At 71.0% G+C, this 15,973-nt stretch carries 20 protein-coding genes; 10 read left to right on the forward strand and 10 right to left on the reverse strand.

What is annotated here, in order from left to right:
- The first annotated feature begins 1 nt into the window (after position 1).
- The 4 genes from AB0C12_RS15440 to AB0C12_RS15455 all read left to right on the forward strand — a co-directional run bounded on the left by AB0C12_RS15440 (position 2) and on the right by AB0C12_RS15455 (position 2,290).
- A complete protein-coding gene (locus tag AB0C12_RS15440) occupies positions 2-517 on the forward strand; it encodes an NUDIX domain-containing protein (RefSeq protein WP_360548199.1) in 516 nt (171 codons plus the stop codon).
- Positions 514-1,344: a sugar phosphate nucleotidyltransferase gene (locus AB0C12_RS15445; protein ID WP_360548201.1), complete on the forward strand. Its 831-nt coding sequence runs from the start codon at positions 514-516 to the stop codon at positions 1,342-1,344. The genes AB0C12_RS15440 and AB0C12_RS15445 overlap by 4 nt, the downstream gene beginning before the upstream one ends.
- Before the next feature lie 73 nt (positions 1,345-1,417).
- Entirely contained in the window at positions 1,418-1,705 is a 288-nt protein-coding gene (locus AB0C12_RS15450; protein WP_212990335.1) for an Lrp/AsnC ligand binding domain-containing protein, read from the forward strand.
- A gap of 114 nt (positions 1,706-1,819) precedes the next feature.
- Complete coding sequence (locus tag AB0C12_RS15455; RefSeq protein ID WP_360548203.1) at positions 1,820-2,290, forward strand: hypothetical protein; 471 nt, start codon at positions 1,820-1,822, stop codon at positions 2,288-2,290.
- 41 nt (positions 2,291-2,331) lie between these two features.
- On the opposite strand, the gene AB0C12_RS15460 is transcribed toward AB0C12_RS15455, so the two are convergent.
- From AB0C12_RS15460 to AB0C12_RS15475, 4 genes are read right to left on the reverse strand one after another with little or no spacing between them, the layout of a single operon-like run.
- Entirely contained in the window at positions 2,332-3,951 is a 1,620-nt protein-coding gene (locus AB0C12_RS15460; protein ID WP_360548205.1) for a ubiquinol-cytochrome c reductase cytochrome b subunit, read from the reverse strand.
- Positions 3,948-5,066, reverse strand: a complete 1,119-nt coding sequence (locus AB0C12_RS15465) for a Rieske 2Fe-2S domain-containing protein (protein ID WP_360548207.1) — start codon at positions 5,064-5,066, stop codon at positions 3,948-3,950. The genes AB0C12_RS15460 and AB0C12_RS15465 overlap by 4 nt, the downstream gene beginning before the upstream one ends.
- On the reverse strand, positions 5,063-5,911 hold the full coding sequence (locus tag AB0C12_RS15470; RefSeq protein WP_360548209.1) for a c-type cytochrome: 849 nt from the start codon (positions 5,909-5,911) through the stop codon (positions 5,063-5,065). The genes AB0C12_RS15465 and AB0C12_RS15470 overlap by 4 nt, the downstream gene beginning before the upstream one ends.
- A gap of 46 nt (positions 5,912-5,957) precedes the next feature.
- Positions 5,958-6,554, reverse strand: a complete 597-nt coding sequence (locus AB0C12_RS15475) for a heme-copper oxidase subunit III (RefSeq protein WP_360548211.1) — start codon at positions 6,552-6,554, stop codon at positions 5,958-5,960.
- A 124-nt stretch (positions 6,555-6,678) separates the two neighbouring features.
- Between AB0C12_RS15475 and AB0C12_RS15480 the strand changes: the two genes are divergently transcribed.
- The 4 genes from AB0C12_RS15480 (at position 6,679) to AB0C12_RS15495 (ending at position 9,719) form a co-directional block, all read left to right on the forward strand.
- Positions 6,679-7,680 (forward strand): cytochrome c oxidase assembly protein, encoded by a 1,002-nt coding sequence (locus tag AB0C12_RS15480; RefSeq protein ID WP_360549030.1) that lies wholly within the window; start codon positions 6,679-6,681, stop codon positions 7,678-7,680.
- A 51-nt stretch (positions 7,681-7,731) separates the two neighbouring features.
- Positions 7,732-8,178, forward strand: coding sequence for a hypothetical protein (locus AB0C12_RS15485; RefSeq protein ID WP_360548213.1), 447 nt, complete (start codon positions 7,732-7,734; stop codon positions 8,176-8,178).
- A 67-nt stretch (positions 8,179-8,245) separates the two neighbouring features.
- Positions 8,246-9,310: an anthranilate phosphoribosyltransferase gene (trpD, locus tag AB0C12_RS15490; protein ID WP_360548215.1), complete on the forward strand. Its 1,065-nt coding sequence runs from the start codon at positions 8,246-8,248 to the stop codon at positions 9,308-9,310.
- Between the two features lie 202 nt (positions 9,311-9,512).
- A complete protein-coding gene (locus AB0C12_RS15495) occupies positions 9,513-9,719 on the forward strand; it encodes a hypothetical protein (RefSeq protein ID WP_212990342.1) in 207 nt (68 codons plus the stop codon).
- A gap of 103 nt (positions 9,720-9,822) precedes the next feature.
- Here AB0C12_RS15495 and AB0C12_RS15500 read toward each other — a convergent pair whose 3' ends face one another.
- Positions 9,823-10,248: a cytochrome c oxidase subunit 4 gene (locus AB0C12_RS15500; RefSeq protein WP_360548217.1), complete on the reverse strand. Its 426-nt coding sequence runs from the start codon at positions 10,246-10,248 to the stop codon at positions 9,823-9,825.
- A 9-nt stretch (positions 10,249-10,257) separates the two neighbouring features.
- Positions 10,258-11,121 (reverse strand): cytochrome c oxidase subunit II, encoded by an 864-nt coding sequence (gene coxB, locus AB0C12_RS15505; protein ID WP_360548219.1) that lies wholly within the window; start codon positions 11,119-11,121, stop codon positions 10,258-10,260.
- Positions 11,122-11,368: 247 nt separating this feature from the next.
- On the opposite strand from coxB, the gene AB0C12_RS15510 reads away from it, so the two are divergent.
- Both AB0C12_RS15510 and AB0C12_RS15515 read left to right on the forward strand, forming a co-directional pair.
- Positions 11,369-12,508, forward strand: a complete 1,140-nt coding sequence (locus AB0C12_RS15510) for an aminotransferase class V-fold PLP-dependent enzyme (protein WP_360548221.1) — start codon at positions 11,369-11,371, stop codon at positions 12,506-12,508.
- Entirely contained in the window at positions 12,505-12,717 is a 213-nt protein-coding gene (locus AB0C12_RS15515; RefSeq protein ID WP_360548223.1) for a sulfurtransferase TusA family protein, read from the forward strand. The genes AB0C12_RS15510 and AB0C12_RS15515 overlap by 4 nt, the downstream gene beginning before the upstream one ends.
- Here AB0C12_RS15515 and AB0C12_RS15520 read toward each other — a convergent pair.
- From AB0C12_RS15520 to AB0C12_RS15535, 4 genes are all read right to left on the reverse strand, one after another.
- Entirely contained in the window at positions 12,693-13,205 is a 513-nt protein-coding gene (locus AB0C12_RS15520; RefSeq protein ID WP_360548225.1) for an ATP-binding protein, read from the reverse strand. The two genes, AB0C12_RS15515 and AB0C12_RS15520, sit on opposite strands and share 25 nt — an antisense overlap.
- A gap of 5 nt (positions 13,206-13,210) precedes the next feature.
- Positions 13,211-14,194 carry a carbohydrate kinase family protein gene (locus AB0C12_RS15525; protein WP_360548227.1) on the reverse strand — a complete coding sequence of 328 codons (984 nt, stop codon included), beginning with the start codon at positions 14,192-14,194 and terminating at the stop codon, positions 13,211-13,213.
- A gap of 144 nt (positions 14,195-14,338) precedes the next feature.
- Positions 14,339-14,713, reverse strand: coding sequence for an iron-sulfur cluster insertion protein ErpA (gene erpA, locus AB0C12_RS15530; protein WP_360548229.1), 375 nt, complete (start codon positions 14,711-14,713; stop codon positions 14,339-14,341).
- A gap of 101 nt (positions 14,714-14,814) precedes the next feature.
- Positions 14,815-15,927, reverse strand: coding sequence for a glycerate kinase (locus tag AB0C12_RS15535; protein WP_360548231.1), 1,113 nt, complete (start codon positions 15,925-15,927; stop codon positions 14,815-14,817).
- Between the last annotated feature and the right edge of the window lie 46 nt (positions 15,928-15,973).

Genomic DNA, 15,973 nt, shown 5'->3' on the forward strand with positions numbered 1-15,973 from the left:
GGTGAACATCCACCGGCGGTTGCGTGGCGTCGCGTACCAGACGTTCTACCGGCTGCCGCATCCCGTGCGCCGCCGCATCGTCCGCCTGATCGTGCCGAAATATCTGGTCGGCGCCGTGACGATCATCCGCGACTCGGAGGCGCCGGAGCCCGGCCGGCTGCTGCTGCTGCGGCAGCCGCCCGGCCGCGGCTGGGGCCTGCCGGCCGGCCTGCTCAAGAAGGCGGAGCCGCCGGCGGTGGGCGCGGCGCGTGAGCTGTCCGAGGAGTCGGGCGTGGTCATCGACCCGGACGACCTGGTCCCGGCCGTGCCCAACGCGATCGTGCACCCCAAGGGCTGGGTCGACACGATCTTCATGGGTTCGGTCCCGGCGTCGACGACCCCGCTGGTGGTCGACGGTGGTGAGGTCCTGGAGGCGGGCTGGTTCCCGCTGGACGACCTGCCCCGGCTGACCCCGAACACGGCGATCGTCCTCGGCGTCTACGGCATGGGCCCGCACGCGGCCCACAGTCCGTCATGACGCCGGCCGTCGCCGCGGTGGTGCTGGCGGCCGGCGAGGGTCAGCGGCTGCGGCCTTTGACGTTGCTGCTGCCCAAGGCGCTGTGCCCGGTCGGCAACGTCGCCCTGCTGGACCGGGCGCTGACCCGGATCGGCGGGCTCGGCCTGAGCGGACCGTCCCAGGTGGCCGTCAACGCCGCGTATCTCGCCGAGCAGGTCGTCACCCACGTCGGCGACCGCGCGCACCTGTCCGTGGAGCTTGACGGCCCGCTGGGCACGTCCGGCGGCCTCGGCCGCCTGCGGGGGTGGCTCGACGGGCGGGGAGCGCTGATCGGCAACGCGGACGCGTATCTGGCGGATCCGCACCGCGAGCCGGGCAAGGACATCGCGGCGCTGCTGGAGGGCTGGACCGGCGAGACCGTACGGATGCTGACCCGCCCCCTGCCCCCGGGCACGACGGGCGGCTTCAGCGGCCACCGGTTCGCCGGTTTCTCGCTGGTGCCGTGGCGCTACCTGCGCGACCTCACCGACGAGCCGTCCGACCTGGTCCGGACGGTGTGGCGCCCGGCCGAGGCGGCGGGCGAGCTGGAGCTGGTCACCTACGACGGCGTCTACATCGACACCGGTACGCCGGCGGACTACCTGAAGGCCAACCTGCACGCGGCCGCCGGCCTGACCGACCCCACGGCCACGCTGACCGGCCGGGCGGCCGAGTCCGTGATCGGTGCCGGCGCCGAGGTCCACGGCAGCGTCAACCGGTGCGTGATCTGGCCGGGGGCGACAGTGCACGAAGGCGAGTCGCTGCGGGACGCCGTCCGCGCCGGCCAAGACCTCACCGTCCCCGCCTGACCGCCGGCCGCGCCGTGGATAGCATGAACCGACCCGTCCCACTCATCCGCCTCATCGCCGAGGAGACGCCAGCGTGAACACCGCGATCGTGCACATCGAGTGCGCCACCGACTCCATCCCGGAGGTCGCCGAGGCGCTCGCCGCGCTGCCCGGCGTGAGCGAGGTCTACTCGGTGGCCGGCAACGTCGACCTGATCGCGATCGTCCGGGTCGCCCGGTTCGACGAGATCGCCGAGGTGATCGCGGGCCGGATCTCCAAGACCCCGGGAGTCCTGAACACGGAGTCGCACATCGCCTTCCGCGCGTACTCCAAGCACGACCTGGAGGACGCCTTCGCGATCGGCCTCCCCGACGCCGACTGAGCACCGCCGGGCATCGCCAGGCGCCGGCCGCCGAGCGCCGGCCAACGGCGCCGCCACCGACCCAGCGCCGGCGAGCGCCGTAGAAATGTCGGTGGCCCTGGATACGCTGCCGCGATGTCTGACACCCCGCTGACCGACGACAGGCATCCCGCCGAGGTCGTGACCGGCATGGTCGACCAGGTCCTGACCCTGGCGGCCACCTGGCCCGCCTGGGACGGCGTCCCCGTTCCGGCCGGCGACCGCCTCTACACCCCGCACAAGGCCATCCGGCGGGTCACCGACCACCTCATCGACCACCTGGCCGAGATCGAGGCCCGCGTGGCCGGAGTGCCCACGATCCCGGACGCCTGGCACGCCTCCGCGACCACCACCGCCGCCGATCTCGCCGCCTTCACCCCGGCCGACCTCGACGAGGCCCGCAGCCGGCTCACCCGGCTGGCACAGGTCTTCGACGTGCGGCTACGGGCCCTGTCCGACGCCCAACTCGATCGGCGTGACGGTGCGGCCTGGTCGCCGCGGCAGATCGCGTTTCATCTGGCGGAGTCGCTCTTCTACGCCGAGTCCGTCGGCCGCCCGCGGGCATGAAAAAGGGGACCCCGTGGGGTCCCCTTTTCCGTGCTCGTCGATCAGCGACCGGAGGTGATCTCCTCGCGCTCCTCGCGGGCGGTCACCGGCGGCATGCCCGGTGACACCGGCGCCTCGGCCGGCTTCTCGACCGGGAAGAAGAAGCCCTTCACCGCGGGCGCCAGGGCGCCGAGACGGTTCATCTTCTTCGGGACGACCCAGCCCGCGTAGTCCAGCGGCAGCGGGTGGCCGTGGTCGTCGACCGGGCCCAGCGGCTGGTGGACCTCGTAGAACCGGCCGTCGGGGGCCCGCTTGATGATGCCGGTCTCCACGCCGTGGGCCAGCACCTCGCGGTCGTGCTGCTGCAGGCCCAGGCAGATCCGCACGGCCAGCCAGTACGCCAGCGGCGGCAGGATCACCAGGCCGATGCGGCCGGCCCAGGTCATCGCGTTCAGGCTGATGTGGAACTTGTCGGCGATGACGTCGTTGCCGCCGGAGATGGTGGCCACGATGAAGAACGTGAACGCCATCGCGCCGACGCCGGTGCGCTCGGGTGCGTCCCGCGGGCGCTGGAGCAGGTGATGGGACTTGTTGTCCTTGTTCCGCCGGGCCTCGATGAACGGGTACATCATCGGGACCGTGAACAGCGCGCCCAGACCGACGACGGCCGGCCAGAACAGCGGCGGGATCACGTAGCCGTTGCCGATCGGGATGTCGATCTGCCAGGCCGGCATGAGGCGGACCAGGCCGTCCATGAACATGACGTACCAGTCGGGCTGGCTCGCCGAGGAGACCTCGGAGGCCCGGTACGGCCCGAACAGCCAGATCGGGTTGATCTGGAACAGGCCGGCCATCAGCGAGATGACGCCGAAGACGGCCATGAAGAAGCCGCCCTGCTTGAGCGCGTACCGCGGGAACATGCGCTCGCCGACGACGTTCGAGTTGGTCCGGCCGGGGCCGGGCCACTGGGTGTGCTTCTGCTTGAAGACCAGGCCCAGGTGCACGCTGATCAGCGCGAGCAGGCCGCCCGGGATGAGCAGCACGTGGGCGATGTAGAAGCGGCCGATGATCAGCTCGCCCGGGAACTCGCCGCCGAAGACCGACGCCGACACCCAGGAGCCGACGACCGGGATCGACAGCATGATCGCCGAGGCGATGCGCAGGCCGGTGCCGGACAGGCCGTCGTCCGGCAGGGAGTAGCCGGTGAAGCCGGCGAGGAAGCCGAGCAGGAACAGCGCGATACCGATGATCCAGTTGGCCTCACGCGGCTTGCGGAACGCGCCGGTGAAGAAGACGCGGGCCATGTGCACGATCATGGAGGCCATGAAGAGCAGGGCCGCCCAGTGGTGCATCTGGCGCATGAACAGACCACCGCGGACCTCGAACGACAGGTCCAGCGACGACGCGTACGCGGTCGACATCTCGGTGCCGCGCAGCGCCGGGTAGGCGCCGTCGTACGCGATCTCCTTCATCGACGGGTCGAAGAAGAGGGTCAGGAAGACACCGCTGAGCAGCAGGACGATGAACGAGAACAGCGCGATCTCGCCCAGCAGGAAGGACCAGTGGTCGGGGAAAACCTTGTTGAGCAGGCCGCGAAGTGGAGTGGCAACCTGCAGGCGCTCGTCGAGACCCTTGGCTGTCTTGCCCGGTACGGCTGCTAGATCGAATTTCCGGCGCTTCATGGCCGCTCCCAGAAGTCTGGCCCTACGGCCTCTCGATAGTCCGACGTTGCCACGAAGAAGCCTTCCTCGTCCACCGTGATGGGCAGCTGAGGCAGGCGGCGGCTCGCGGGACCGAAGATCGGCCTGGCGTTTTCCGTGATCAGGAACTGCGACTGGTGGCACGGGCAGAGGAGCCGGTTGGTCTGCTGCTCGTACAGGCTGGCGGGGCAGCCGGCGTGGGTGCAGATCTTCGAGTATGCGACGTAGTTACCCCACATCGCACCCTTGTTCTTGGCATCGCCGTCGGTCGCGGCGCGAGCCACCGCGGCGTCACCGGCGCGCAGGTGGATGAGCAGGGTGGGCGAGTCGGCGTACTCGTTGGTCGCGCCGTGCGGGATGCCCGGGAAGACCGTGATCTGGCCGCCGACGCTGACGTCCTCGGGCCGGATCGGCGTGCCGTCCTCGCGGGTGAGCCGGACCAGCTTGCCCTGGTTGGGCACCGGGTCGAAGCCGGTGCGGAACATCGGCGGGTCCTGACCGCGGTCCGGCTTGTGCGGGCTGCGGATCAGGCCACCGATCAGCGGGGCCACCGCGGCGAGGGCGATCGGGGTCAGGCCCAGCGCGACCGCACCCTTGAGCAGCGGCCGGCGCTGGATGGCGAGCTCGTCGGCCGTGAACAGCATCGTCTGGCCGGTGATCTGCCGGTCCTCGTCGGTGGACATCGCCTCGTGGCGGTCCTGGATCGAGACCTCGTGCGGCAGCAGCTTCTTGGCCCAGGTCAGGATCGCGAAGCCGATCGCCAGCAGCGCCAGGCCGAGCGAGATACCCAGCACCGGCGTGTAGTAGTCGCTGGTGGTGTGACCCAGCTCGTACTCCCACGGCCAGAAGATGTACGCGATCAGGAAGACCAGGCCGAGCAGGCCGGCGACCAGGAACAGCAGGGCGATCGAGCGCTCGATGCGCTTCTCGGCCCGGGTGTTCGGCCCCGGGAACTGCGACTCGTACGTGACGATCTCGATGTCGTCGCGGCGAGCGCCCTCCCGGACGATCTCGAAGCGCGACAGCCGCGGGTCGCTGAGGTCCAGCGGCTCCTCGCCGGCGCCGTGCGCGCCGTGCGGTTCCTTGACAACGGTCATGACTTCCCCGCAATCCACAGCGCCGCGAAGACCAGGATCGTGATGCCGACGACGAAGATCGCCAGACCCTCGGTGACCGGACCGTACCGGCCCAGGTTGAACAGGCCGCCCGGGTCCTTGTCCTCCTGGAGCTGCATCTTGACGTACGTGATGATCTCGCGCTTCTGGTCCGGGGTCAGCTCGTTGTCGCCGAACACGGGCATGTTCTGCGGGCCGCTGAGCATGGCCGCGTAGATCTCCTCGGTCGTCGCGTCGTGCAGGCTCGGCGCGTACTTACCCGAGGACAGCGCACCACCGCCGCCACCGAAGCCGTGGCAGGAGGTGCAGTTCAGCCGGAACAGCTCGCCACCGGCCGCCAGCGCCTCCGGGTTCTCCTCGAGGCTCATGGTCAGGTCGCCGGTCGGGATCTGCGGGCCGCCACCCAGCTCCTGGATGTACTGCCCCAGCTGCTTGGTCTGCGCCTTGTCGAACTGCGGCGGCTTCTGCGCGGCCTGGGCCTCCTGGCGGGTCATCGGCATGCGGCCGGTGCCCACCTGGAACTCGACCGAGGCCGAACCGACGCCGATGAGGCTCGGCCCGCGACCCTCGACACCCTCGGCGTTGCGGCCGTGGCACGAGATGCAGCTGTTGTCGAAGAGCGCCTTGCCCTCCTGCGCGGACGCGGAGAGCTGCGGGGTGTCCTCGGCGAACGCGCCCGGGGCGAAAGCGGTGTAGACGCCTCCGGCCAGCGCGAGCGCGGCGAGCATGCGCGCCGCCGCGCCGAGGCGCCGCCGCACCCGGCTCGGCGCCGACCGCCGCCGGTTGAACACCCGGAAACGCCGGCCGGCGGGGGTGTCAGAAGTCATGGGCTGTGTCCTCTGGGTTTTGACCTTGAAACTCACGGGCGGGCGGCTACTGCAGCCAATAGATCATGGCGAACAGCGCGATCCACACGACGTCGACGAAGTGCCAGTAGTACGACACCACGATCGCCGAGGTGGCCTGCGCCGGCGTGAACCGGCCCATAGTGGTGCGGATCATGTAGACGATGAAGGCGATCAGACCGCCCGTGACGTGCAGACCGTGGAACCCGGTCGTCAGGTAGAACATCGAGCCGTAGCCGTCGCTGTTGAGCTTGACGCCCTCGCTGACCAGCGTGCGGTACTCGTTCGCCTGGCCGAGCACGAAGATCAGGCCCATGACGAAGGTGATGGTGAACCAGCGTCGCAGCGCGAAGACGTCACCCTTCTCCGCCGCGAAGACACCGAGCTGGCACGTGACCGAGGAGAGCACCAGGATCACCGTGAAGGTGGTGGCGTACGGGATGTTGAGCTCTTTGGTGTGCTCCTCCCACATCTCCGGGGCGGCGGCACGGATCGAGAAGTACATGGCGAACAACGCCGCGAAGAACATGAGTTCACTGGAGAGCCACACGATGGTCCCCACGCTGACCATGTTGGGTCTCGTCAGCGAGTGGATCCGGCTCTTGTCGATGGCTGCCGCTGTCACGGGCTCATTATTGCCCCGCGATCACTCGAACATGTCGCGGGGGGCCTAATCCGTACCTGGTTCGCGCCCCGTGCGCCGGTGACGGTCGGTCGGGGCCTAGCCTCGAAGGGTGCAGCCAGTCGAAATGCCCACGCTCGTGACGGCCTCGGGGGATACTGCGCCCCCGCCGTTCAGCGTCGCCGAGATCTTCACCCAGATCCGGCTGACCAGCCTGCTCGCGCTCTTCCTGGTCATCGCCGGGGCCGTCTACCTCTACGGCGTGCACCGCCTGCGGCAGCGCGGCGATCACTGGCCGCGGGGCCGCACGGTCGCCTTCCTGCTCGGCGGGCTGGGCTCGATCGCCGCGGTCACCGTCACCGGCCTTGAGGCATATGACACAACGCTGCTCAGCGTGCACATGGTGCAACACATGGTGCTGTCCATGATGGGCCCGATCTTCCTGGCCCTCGGCGCGCCGGTGACGCTGGCGCTGCGCACGCTGCCCGCGGCCAACCGCAAGGTGCTGCTGGCGGTGCTGCACAGCGGGGCCGCCCGGGTGCTGACGTTCCCGCTGGTCGCGTTCGGGATCTTCGTCGCCAACCCGTTCGTCCTCTACTTCACCGGGCTCTACCGGGCCACCCTCGAGCACGCCTGGCTGCACGAGTTCATCCACGTGCACTTCATCGTCACGGGCTGCCTGTTCTTCTGGCCGCTGCTCGGCCTGGACCCGCTGCCCAACCGCTGGCCGTACCCGGCCCGGGCGTTGCTCATGGTGCTGTCCGTGCCGTTCCACACGGTGCTCGGGCTGACCATCATGCAGAGCAAGACCCTGCTCGGCGGCGACTGGTACCCGAGCCTGGGTCTGGACTGGTCGAACCCGTGGAACGACCAGGTAGTGGCCGGCGGCATCCTGTGGGCCGGCGGCGAGATCGTCAGCGTCACCATGCTGGGCATCCTGGTGCTGCAGTGGATCAAGCAGTCCGAGCGCGAGGCCAAGCGGATCGACCGGGCCCTGGACCGCGCGGAGGCCGAGGACCAGCGCCGCGCCGGCGCCGGACCGGACGAGCCGGCCGGCGCGGACCCGGCGGGGGCGATCAAGATCACAGAGCCGGCCCCGACGGTACGACCACAGCCGGACGCCCGCTAGCCGGTTCGGTACGATCAGCGGGCACCTACGAGCGTGGGAACCGGGGCACACATGAGCGACGACAACAAGCCGCAGCCGGACAAGTACACCGTCCTGCTGTACAGCGACGACCCAGCGGTCCGGGACCGGATCAGGCTGGCGATCGGCGTCCGCCCCGCCGCCGACCTCTCCGTGGAGTTCGTCGACGCCTCCACCTGGGAGGAGTGCCGGATCCTGCTGGACACGTACGAGATCGACCTGATGGTCCTCGACGGCGAGGCGGCCCCGGCCGGCGGTCTGGGCATCGCCCGCCAGACCAAGGACGAGTACGCCGACCCGCCGCCCATCTGCGTGGTGATCGCCCGTGCCGCCGACCGCTGGCTGGCCGCGTTCGCCCAGGTCGACGCGACGCTGGTGCACCCGCTCGACCCGGTGACCACGGGTCAGACCATCGCCGGCATGCTCCGCGGCCGCCGCGACGGCGTGATCCCGCTGGGCACCATGGGCAAGCTGGGCTGAGACCCCCTCCCGCCACCCCTGACCGGACCGAAGGCAACCCCGGACTCCCCCCGAAGGAGTGCCCCGCATGGGAGCACCGACCTGGCCCAACCTGCTGAGCGCCCTGCTGCGCTCCGAGGAGCTCTCGGCGCAGGACACCGCCTGGGCCATGGGCGAGATCATGGCCGGCAACGCCACCCCGGTGCAGGTCGCCGGCTTCGCGGTGGCGCTGCGGGCCAAGGGTGAGACCCCCGCGGAGCTGGCCGGGCTGGTCGAGGCCATGCTGGCCAACGCCACGGTGGTCGAGCTGCCCGAGGACGTCCGCGCGGACGCCGTCGACGTGGTGGGCACCGGCGGCGACCGGGCCCACACGGTCAACATCTCCACGATGGCCGCGATCATCACGGCCGCGGCCGGGGTCAAGGTCGTCAAGCACGGCAACCGGGCGGCCTCGTCCGCCTGCGGCACCGCCGACCTGCTGGAGTTCTTCGGCATCCCGCTGGACCTGGGCCCGGAGGGGGTCGAGCGCACCGTCGCCGAGGCCGGGATCGGTTTCTGCTTCGCCGCCCGCTACCACCCCGGCATGCGGCACGCCTCGGTGACCCGCCGCGAGCTGGGCCACCCGACGTTCTTCAACGTGCTGGGCCCGCTGACCAACCCGGCCCGGCCGCGAGCGGCGGCGGTCGGCTGCTTCGACCAGCGGATGGCCCCGGTGATGGCCGAGGTCTTCGCCCGCCGTGGCGACTCCGCGCTGGTCATGCGCGGCGAGGACGGCCTGGACGAGTTCACCACGGCGGCGCCGACCCGGATCTGGACGGTCAAGGACGGCACGGTGACCGAGTCCGTGGTGGACGCGGTCGACTTCGGACTGCCCCGCAGCAACCCGGGTGATCTGCGCGGCGGCGACGCGGCGTTCAACGCCGACGCGGCGGTGCGCACGTTCGCCGGCGAGAAGGGCCCGGTCCGCGACGCGGTCCTGCTCAACGCGGCGGCGGCGTTCGCGGCCCACGCGCGGTTCCCCGGCACGTTCGCCGACACGATGCGCGCCGGGATCGCCCGGGCCGCGGAGACGGTGGATTCGGGGGCGGCCACGGCGCTGCTCGGCCGCTGGGTCGAGGCCGCGAAGGCGGCCAAGGCCGCCGAGACCGCGTGACGACGCGGCCGCCGGGACCGCCCGACCTCACGGCCGCGTAGGCGCCCAAGGCCGCCGGGGCCGCCTGCGGTCGCGGAGCGAGCCGGGAGCCGGCCAATATTTTCCTGACACGCCGGGCCGGGTTCCTGACCCGCGTCGCGGCCCGTGACAACGTTCGAAGGACATTCGGGTAATTCCACCTTCCGGCGAAGAGGAGCCACCCGTGCGAGACCGAGAACTGCGCTGCGTCATCTGCAACACCGAGATGCCGTTCGAGACGCCACCCTGCGCCGACGGCCATGCCGAGGAGTGCCCCGAGCTGCTCTGCACGCGCTGTGGCGCGGCGGAGATCGTCGCCCCGGTCACCTTCCGCGTGCTGTTGTCCGCGGGCGGGTCCCGAGTGGCCCCCCAGCAGCGCCGGGCCGCCTGACCCACACCCACCTGACCCCGCGTCCCGGCGCGGGGCGCACAGGCAAGCAGAAGGCCCGCACCCCCGAGGGGATGCGGGCCTTCTGAACGTTGCTGCCTACCGGTCAGTGCTCGGCGGGGTGCCGGGTGCCCGAGTAGTACTCGAACAGCAGGCCGCACGCCGCGAAGATCACCATGATCATGCCCAGGGCGACCAGCCACCACTGCCAGAACACCAGGCCCAGGCCGGCGACCGAGGCAGCCAGGGCCAGGCCGAACGGCCAGTAGCTGCCCGGGCTGAAGAAGCCGATCTCACCGGCACCCTCGGCGATCTCGCCGTCCTCGCGGTCCTCGGGCCGCAGGTCGATGCGCCGGGCCACGAACCAGAAGAAGCCACCGCACATCGAGCAGAGCAGGCCGGAGAGGATCAGCGCGACGAAGCCGATCCACTCGAGCTGGCCCACCTCGCCGTAGGTGTAGGCACCGTAGACGGCGGCCGCGCCGAACAGGAAGACGGCAACGCCGGCGAAGATCTTGTATTCGGTCTTCAACTCAGGCCCCTACTTCCCCGCCGCGGTGTTGCCGGACTGGTTCCAGGACTGGTTGGTCCGGCGGGTGTCGAATGGCTGCGTGGTGACGGCGAAGCGCTCGTCGCCGGTGAAGCCGATCGCACCCATCGCGTCCTGGGTGGAACCGCCGGCCTCCTTGGCGGCGAGGAACTGGTCGAACTTCTCCGGGGAGACGACCACCAGCTCGAACTGCATGAAGGCGTGGTACGTCCCGCAGAGCTCGGCGCAGCGACCGACGTAGCGGCCCTCACGGTCGAGGGTCACCTCGAAGGTGTTGCGCACGTTGCCCGGGAACACGTCCCGCTTGAACAGCATCTCCGGCACCCAGAACGAGTGGATGACGTCGCGGCTGGTCTCCTCGAAGCGGATCTTCTTGCCCGTGGGCAGGACCAGCAGCGGGATGACGTCGCTCGAGCCGAGGTTGGACGCGACCGTCTTGGCCTCCGCGCCGGGTGCGTCGCGGTAGTTGAACTGCCAGTTCCACTTGAACGCCACGACCTCGACGGTCATGTCCGGCTTGGCCGAGAGCTTGTCCACGTCGGTCTGCACGATCGCCGTGTAGTAGAAGAGCACCGCGACGATCAGCACCGGGGTCACCGTGTACAGAACCTCGAGCGGCATGTTGAACCGGGTCTGCACGGGCAGATTGTCGCCACGCTTGCGGTACCGGATGATGCACCAGAAGATCAGGCCCCAGACGAAGAACCCGACGACCAGTGCCGCGATCGTCGACGCGATCCACAGGTCGTACATCTTGTGGGCCTGCAGACTGATGCCGTGCTCGGGCCAGCCGAACCCGCCGAAGGCGCTTCCGACGCTGTCCACGGAACAGCCCGACAGCAGGGCCAGCAGCATGGCACCACCGACACCGAGCCCGGCGAGCCGTACGACACGCGGCCGTGCGACCGAACTCCTTGAGACCACCTGCTCCTGCCTCCCTAGAGCACCGCCCGGTGCGAAATCCGGACACCGGCGGCAAGGTGTCACCGACGGTCGCACACTACTCGACCTGGCCCTGCCACCCGCTGACCGGGGGTCGGATCTTCGGCGTACCCGCGAAACGACTGATCATGTGGACGATACCGTTCGGAAGGTGGAATTCATGGCCGATCCCGCCGGTGCGCCCGCCTACCTGGACGCGGCCAGCGCCGCTCCCCCGCATCCCGTCGCGCGGCAGGCGCTGCTCGCCGCCCTGGCGGACGGCTGGGCCGATCCGGACCGCCTCTACGCCGCCGGCCGGCGGGCCCAGCAGCTGCGTGAGGCGGCGCAGGGCAGCGTCGCCGACTCCCTGGGGGTACGGCAGGACGAGGTGTCCTTCCAGCCCTCGGGTACGGCCGCGGTGCACGCGGCTGTCCTGGGCGGACTCGCCGGGCGCGCGCGGGCCGGCCGGACGCTGGTCCACTCGGCGATCGAGCACTCGGCGGTGCTGCACGCCGCGGCCCGGGCCGGCGACGCGGAGCCGGTCGGGGTCGACCTGGCCGGCCGGCTCGACCTGGACGCCTGGCGCACGGCGGTCGGCGCTCCCGGAGTGGCCCTCGCGAGCCTGATCAGCGCCAGTCACGAGGTCGGCACCGTGCAGCCGGTGGCCGCCGCCGCCGAGGCCTGCGCGGAGCACGACGTGCCGTTGTTGGTGGACGCCGCGCAGTCGATCGGGCGGGTGCCCGTGCCGCCGGGGTGGTCATTGCTGACGGCCAGCGCGCACAAGTGGGGCGGTCCGCCGGGGGTGGGTGTGCTGGTGGTGCGCAAGGGGGTGCGGTGGCTGTCGCCGTACCCGGGTGATGATCGTCACCGGCCGCGGCCGGTCGGCGCGCTCGATCTGCCGGCCGTCGTCGCGGCCGCGGCCTCGCTGCGGGCCGTGCTGGCCGAGGCGCAGACCGAGGCCGTGCGGCTCACCGCTCTGGTGGACCGGATCCGGGCGACCGTCGCGGCGACCGTGCCGGACGTCGAGGTGGTCGGCGATCCGGTACAGCGGCTGCCGCACCTGGTCACCTTCTCCTGCCTGTACGTCGACGGCGAGGCCCTGCTGCACGCGCTGGACCGGCACGGCTTCGCCGTCTCCTCCGGCTCGTCGTGCACCGCCTCGACGCTGCGGCCCAGTCACGTGCTGGAGGCGATGGGCGTGCTCAGCCACGGCAACGTACGGGTGTCGCTGCACCGCGGGACCACCGAGGACGAGGTGGACCGCTTCCTGGCGGTCCTGCCCGGGGTGGTCGCCGGGCTCCGGGCGGAGGCGGGGATGTGATCGAGGTGGACTCGCGGGGGCGGCGCTGTCCCCTGCCGATCATCGACCTGGCCAAGCGGCTGCCGACGGTGGCCGTCGGCGAGGTGGTGCGGGTGCTGGCGGACGATCCGGCGGCGGCCAACGACATCCCGGCCTGGTGCCGGATGAAGGCCCAGGAGTATCTGGGCAGCCCGGCGCCGGAGGTCTACGAGGTGCGCAGGGTCAGGTAGTCGACGACCGGGCCGACCGGCTCGTCGGCCAGGAACGTGTCGACCACCAGCCGCGGGCCCAGGTACGGCTCGTACTCGGCCTGGCGTTCCAGGACACGTACCCAGTCCGGGATGCCGTCGTGGGCTCGGGCTGCGAAACGGCTCTCGACCCGGCGGCGGTGCTCGGCGTCGTCGCCGCAGACCACCTCGACGACCCGCAACGGGACGCCGAGGCGCTCGGCGAGCTCGACCCAGAGCTGGCGGGCCGCCTTCACCGGGTTCACCGCGTCGATGATCACGTGGTGGCCCATCCGCAGCTGGGCCTCCGCGAGCGCCGCCACCACCCCGTACGCGGCATAGCCGGGACGGGGCTCGGTGACGTCGTAGGCCCGCATGGTGAAGTCGACGGTGTCGACCGCCAGCACGGCAGCCGGCAGCGCCGCCCCCACCCGCTCGGCGAGCGTGCTCTTGCCCACGCCCGGCAGGCCGGCGAAGACGGCTAGCACCATCGCTGTCAGGCGGCGGCCGGCAGGTGCGGCTGGACGTCGGCCGCGGCCTGGTCACCGTAGGAGTCGGCGAGGCGCTTGAGGAAGAAGTCGGCCTTGACGTCGTACTCCTGGGGGCCGACCGTCTCGAGCACGAGCGCGGCGACCAGCGAGCCCACCTGCGCGGCCCGCTCGAGGCTGACGCCCCAGCCCAGGGCGGCGAAGAAGCCGGCCCGGAAGCCGTCGCCGACGCCGGTCGGGTCGTCCGGGATGACGTCGCGGGCCACCGGCACGTGGATCCGCTCCAGGTCGCGGCCGGTGATCTCCACGCCGTCCTTGCCCAGCGTGGTGACCCGGATCTTGACCTGCTCGAGGACCTGCTCGCCGGTGAGGCCGGCCTTGGTCTCCAGCAGCGAGCGCTCGTACTCGTTGGTCAGCAGGTACTCGGCGCCGGTGATCAGCGTCAGCACGTCGCTGCCGTCCATCCGGGCGAGCTGCTGCGACGGGTCGGCGGCGAACGCGAAGCCCCGGGCCCGGCACTCCTGCGAGTGGCGGATCATCGCGGCCGGGTCGTTGGCGCTGACCAGCACCAGGTCGAGGCCGCCGACGCGGGTGGCGACCGGGGCCAGCTCGATGTTGCGGGCCTCGCTCATCGCGCCGGCGTAGAACGAGGCGATCTGGTTCAGGTCGTCGTCGGTGGTGCAGACGAAGCGGGCCGTGTGGGCAACCTCGCTGACGTGCACCGAGTCGCAGTCGACCCCGTGCCGCTCGAGCCAGGACCGGTAGTCGGCGAAGTCGGCGCCGACCGCACCCACCAGGATCGGGCGCAGGCCCAGCTTGCCCATGCCGAAGGCGATGTTCGAAGCCACGCCGCCGCGCCGCACGACCAGGTCGTCGACCAGGAACGAGAGCGAGACCTTGTGCAGCTGGTCGGCGATCAGCTGCTCGGCGAACTTGCCGGGGAAGTGCATCAGGTGGTCGGTGGCGATCGAGCCGGTAACGGCGATCTTCATGTCGGCCCTCGAGGTCGGGTGCGATTACCGGGTGAGCCTACCGGCCGTCGGCCCGGGCGACACCCGGGCGTCATCTGGTGGACATGGTCGAGGGCCGCTCCCCAGCTCGGGAACGGCCCTCGGCCGAGCGGATCAGTGGGCGGATCAGTGGAACGAGTCACCGCAGGCGCAGGAGTTCTGCGCGTTCGGGTTGTCGATGGTGAAGCCCTGGGCGTCGATGCGGTCCGCGAAGTCGATCGTGGCACCCGCCAGGTACGGCGAGCTCATCCGGTCGACGACGACCTCGACACCGTCGAACTCCGCCACGATGTCGCCGTCCAGCGAGCGCTCGTCGAAGAACAGCTGGTAGCGCAGGCCGGAGCAGCCACCGGGCTGCACGGCGATGCGCAGGCGCAGGTCGTCGCGGCCTTCCTGCGCGATGAGACGCTTGACGTTGGCGGCCGCGACGTCGGTCAAAATGACGCCGGTCGGCGCGGCCGTGGTGGCCTCGGTCGACTCGGTGTGCGCTTCAGTGGTCACGTTGCGGTTCTCCTGCCGGTCCGGTGATGTGCCGTACCGGCCAACGCTAACGCTGTCCGGTCGTATTCCCAATCGCTGGGGCCGAGATGTCGAACACCTGGTCATCTGCTCCATTGCCGGGCGAGCCCGGCGGCGACCTCGCGCAGGCCCCGGGCCGGCTCGGCGAGCGCCTGCTCCTCGGAGCCGAAATGCTCGATCAGGGCGTACGTCTCGGTGACCCCGGCACTGGCCGCCTCGCGGTGACCGGTCTCGTTGCGCCCGGCGATGACCACGCAGGGCAGGCCCCGGTCGCGGGCGCCGTTGGCGATGCCGGCGGCGACCTTGCCACGCAGCGACTGGTGGTCGAACGAGCCCTCACCGGTGATCACCAGGTCCGCCGCGTCGAGCTGTTCCTCCAGCTTGATCAGGCCGGTGACCAGCCCGATCCCGGAGACGACGCGGCCGCCGAGGGCGAGCAGGGCGGCACCGATCCCCCCGGCCGCGCCGCCACCGGGCAGCAGGCGGAGGTTCTCCACGCCGAACGCCTGCTCCAGCACGCCGGCGAAGTGGTCCAGCGCCGCGTCCAGCCGCAGCACGTCCTCGCGGGTGGCACCCTTCTGCGGGCCGTAGACGTTGCTGGCGCCGTGCAGACCGACCAGCGGGTTGTCCACGTCGGTGGCCACCACGAGCCGTACCTGGCGCAGCTGGGGCTCGCCGGCCAGGGCGGTCGCGGTGATCAGCGGCGCTCCGCCGTACGGCAGGGCGTAGCCGCTCACGTCGACCGGGCCGGCACCCAGCGCGGCCAGCATCCCGGCGCCGGCGTCGTTGACCGCCGAACCGCCGAGCCCGACGACCACCTCGGCCGCGCCGGCCTCCACCGCGGCGGCGAGCAGCAGGCCCAGCCCGTACGAGGTGGCGGCGTTGACGTCCCGCTCCTGCTGGCCGAGCAGATGCAGGCCGCAGGCCTGGGCGCTCTCCACGTAGGCCGTGTCGCCGACCAGCAGCACCTCGCCGCGGGCCGGGCGTCCCAGCGGGTCGACGGTGTCGACCGGCAGCCGGCGGCCGCCGAGCGCGGTGGCCAGCACCTCGACGAAGCCGGGACCGCCGTCGGACAGCGGACGCAGCACGGTCTCGTCGTCCGGGGCGGTCTCGTGCCAGCCGTCGGCCACCGCGGAGGCGACCTCGGAGGCGGTCAGCGTGCCGGCGAACTTGTCGGGGCAGATCAATACGCGCACGGGGAGAAAGTACAGGCATCACACAGGTTGGGGTGTCACGCTCGGT

The sequence above is a fragment of the Actinoplanes sp. NPDC048967 genome, from assembly GCF_040649415.1.
Taxonomy (GTDB): Bacteria; Actinomycetota; Actinomycetes; order Mycobacteriales; family Micromonosporaceae; genus Actinoplanes.

Excerpts from the sequence above, each read along its gene's own strand:
- AB0C12_RS15520 (WP_360548225.1), bottom strand. The coding sequence starts at position 13,205 with ATGGTGCTAGCCGTCTTCGCCGGCCTGCCGGGCGTGGGCAAGAGCACG.
- AB0C12_RS15525 (WP_360548227.1), bottom strand. The coding sequence starts at position 14,194 with ATGAAGATCGCCGTTACCGGCTCGATCGCCACCGACCACCTGATGCAC.
- AB0C12_RS15510 (WP_360548221.1), top strand. The coding sequence starts at position 11,369 with ATGGCCGATCCCGCCGGTGCGCCCGCCTACCTGGACGCGGCCAGCGCC.
- AB0C12_RS15485 (WP_360548213.1), top strand. The coding sequence starts at position 7,732 with ATGAGCGACGACAACAAGCCGCAGCCGGACAAGTACACCGTCCTGCTG.
- AB0C12_RS15480 (WP_360549030.1), top strand. The coding sequence starts at position 6,679 with ATGCCCACGCTCGTGACGGCCTCGGGGGATACTGCGCCCCCGCCGTTC.
- AB0C12_RS15465 (WP_360548207.1), bottom strand. The coding sequence starts at position 5,066 with ATGACCGTTGTCAAGGAACCGCACGGCGCGCACGGCGCCGGCGAGGAG.
- coxB (WP_360548219.1), bottom strand. The coding sequence starts at position 11,121 with ATGCTGCTGGCCCTGCTGTCGGGCTGTTCCGTGGACAGCGTCGGAAGC.
- AB0C12_RS15470 (WP_360548209.1), bottom strand. The coding sequence starts at position 5,911 with ATGACTTCTGACACCCCCGCCGGCCGGCGTTTCCGGGTGTTCAACCGG.
- AB0C12_RS15460 (WP_360548205.1), bottom strand. The coding sequence starts at position 3,951 with ATGAAGCGCCGGAAATTCGATCTAGCAGCCGTACCGGGCAAGACAGCC.
- trpD (WP_360548215.1), top strand. The coding sequence starts at position 8,246 with ATGGGAGCACCGACCTGGCCCAACCTGCTGAGCGCCCTGCTGCGCTCC.
- AB0C12_RS15445 (WP_360548201.1), top strand. The coding sequence starts at position 514 with ATGACGCCGGCCGTCGCCGCGGTGGTGCTGGCGGCCGGCGAGGGTCAG.
- AB0C12_RS15455 (WP_360548203.1), top strand. The coding sequence starts at position 1,820 with ATGTCTGACACCCCGCTGACCGACGACAGGCATCCCGCCGAGGTCGTG.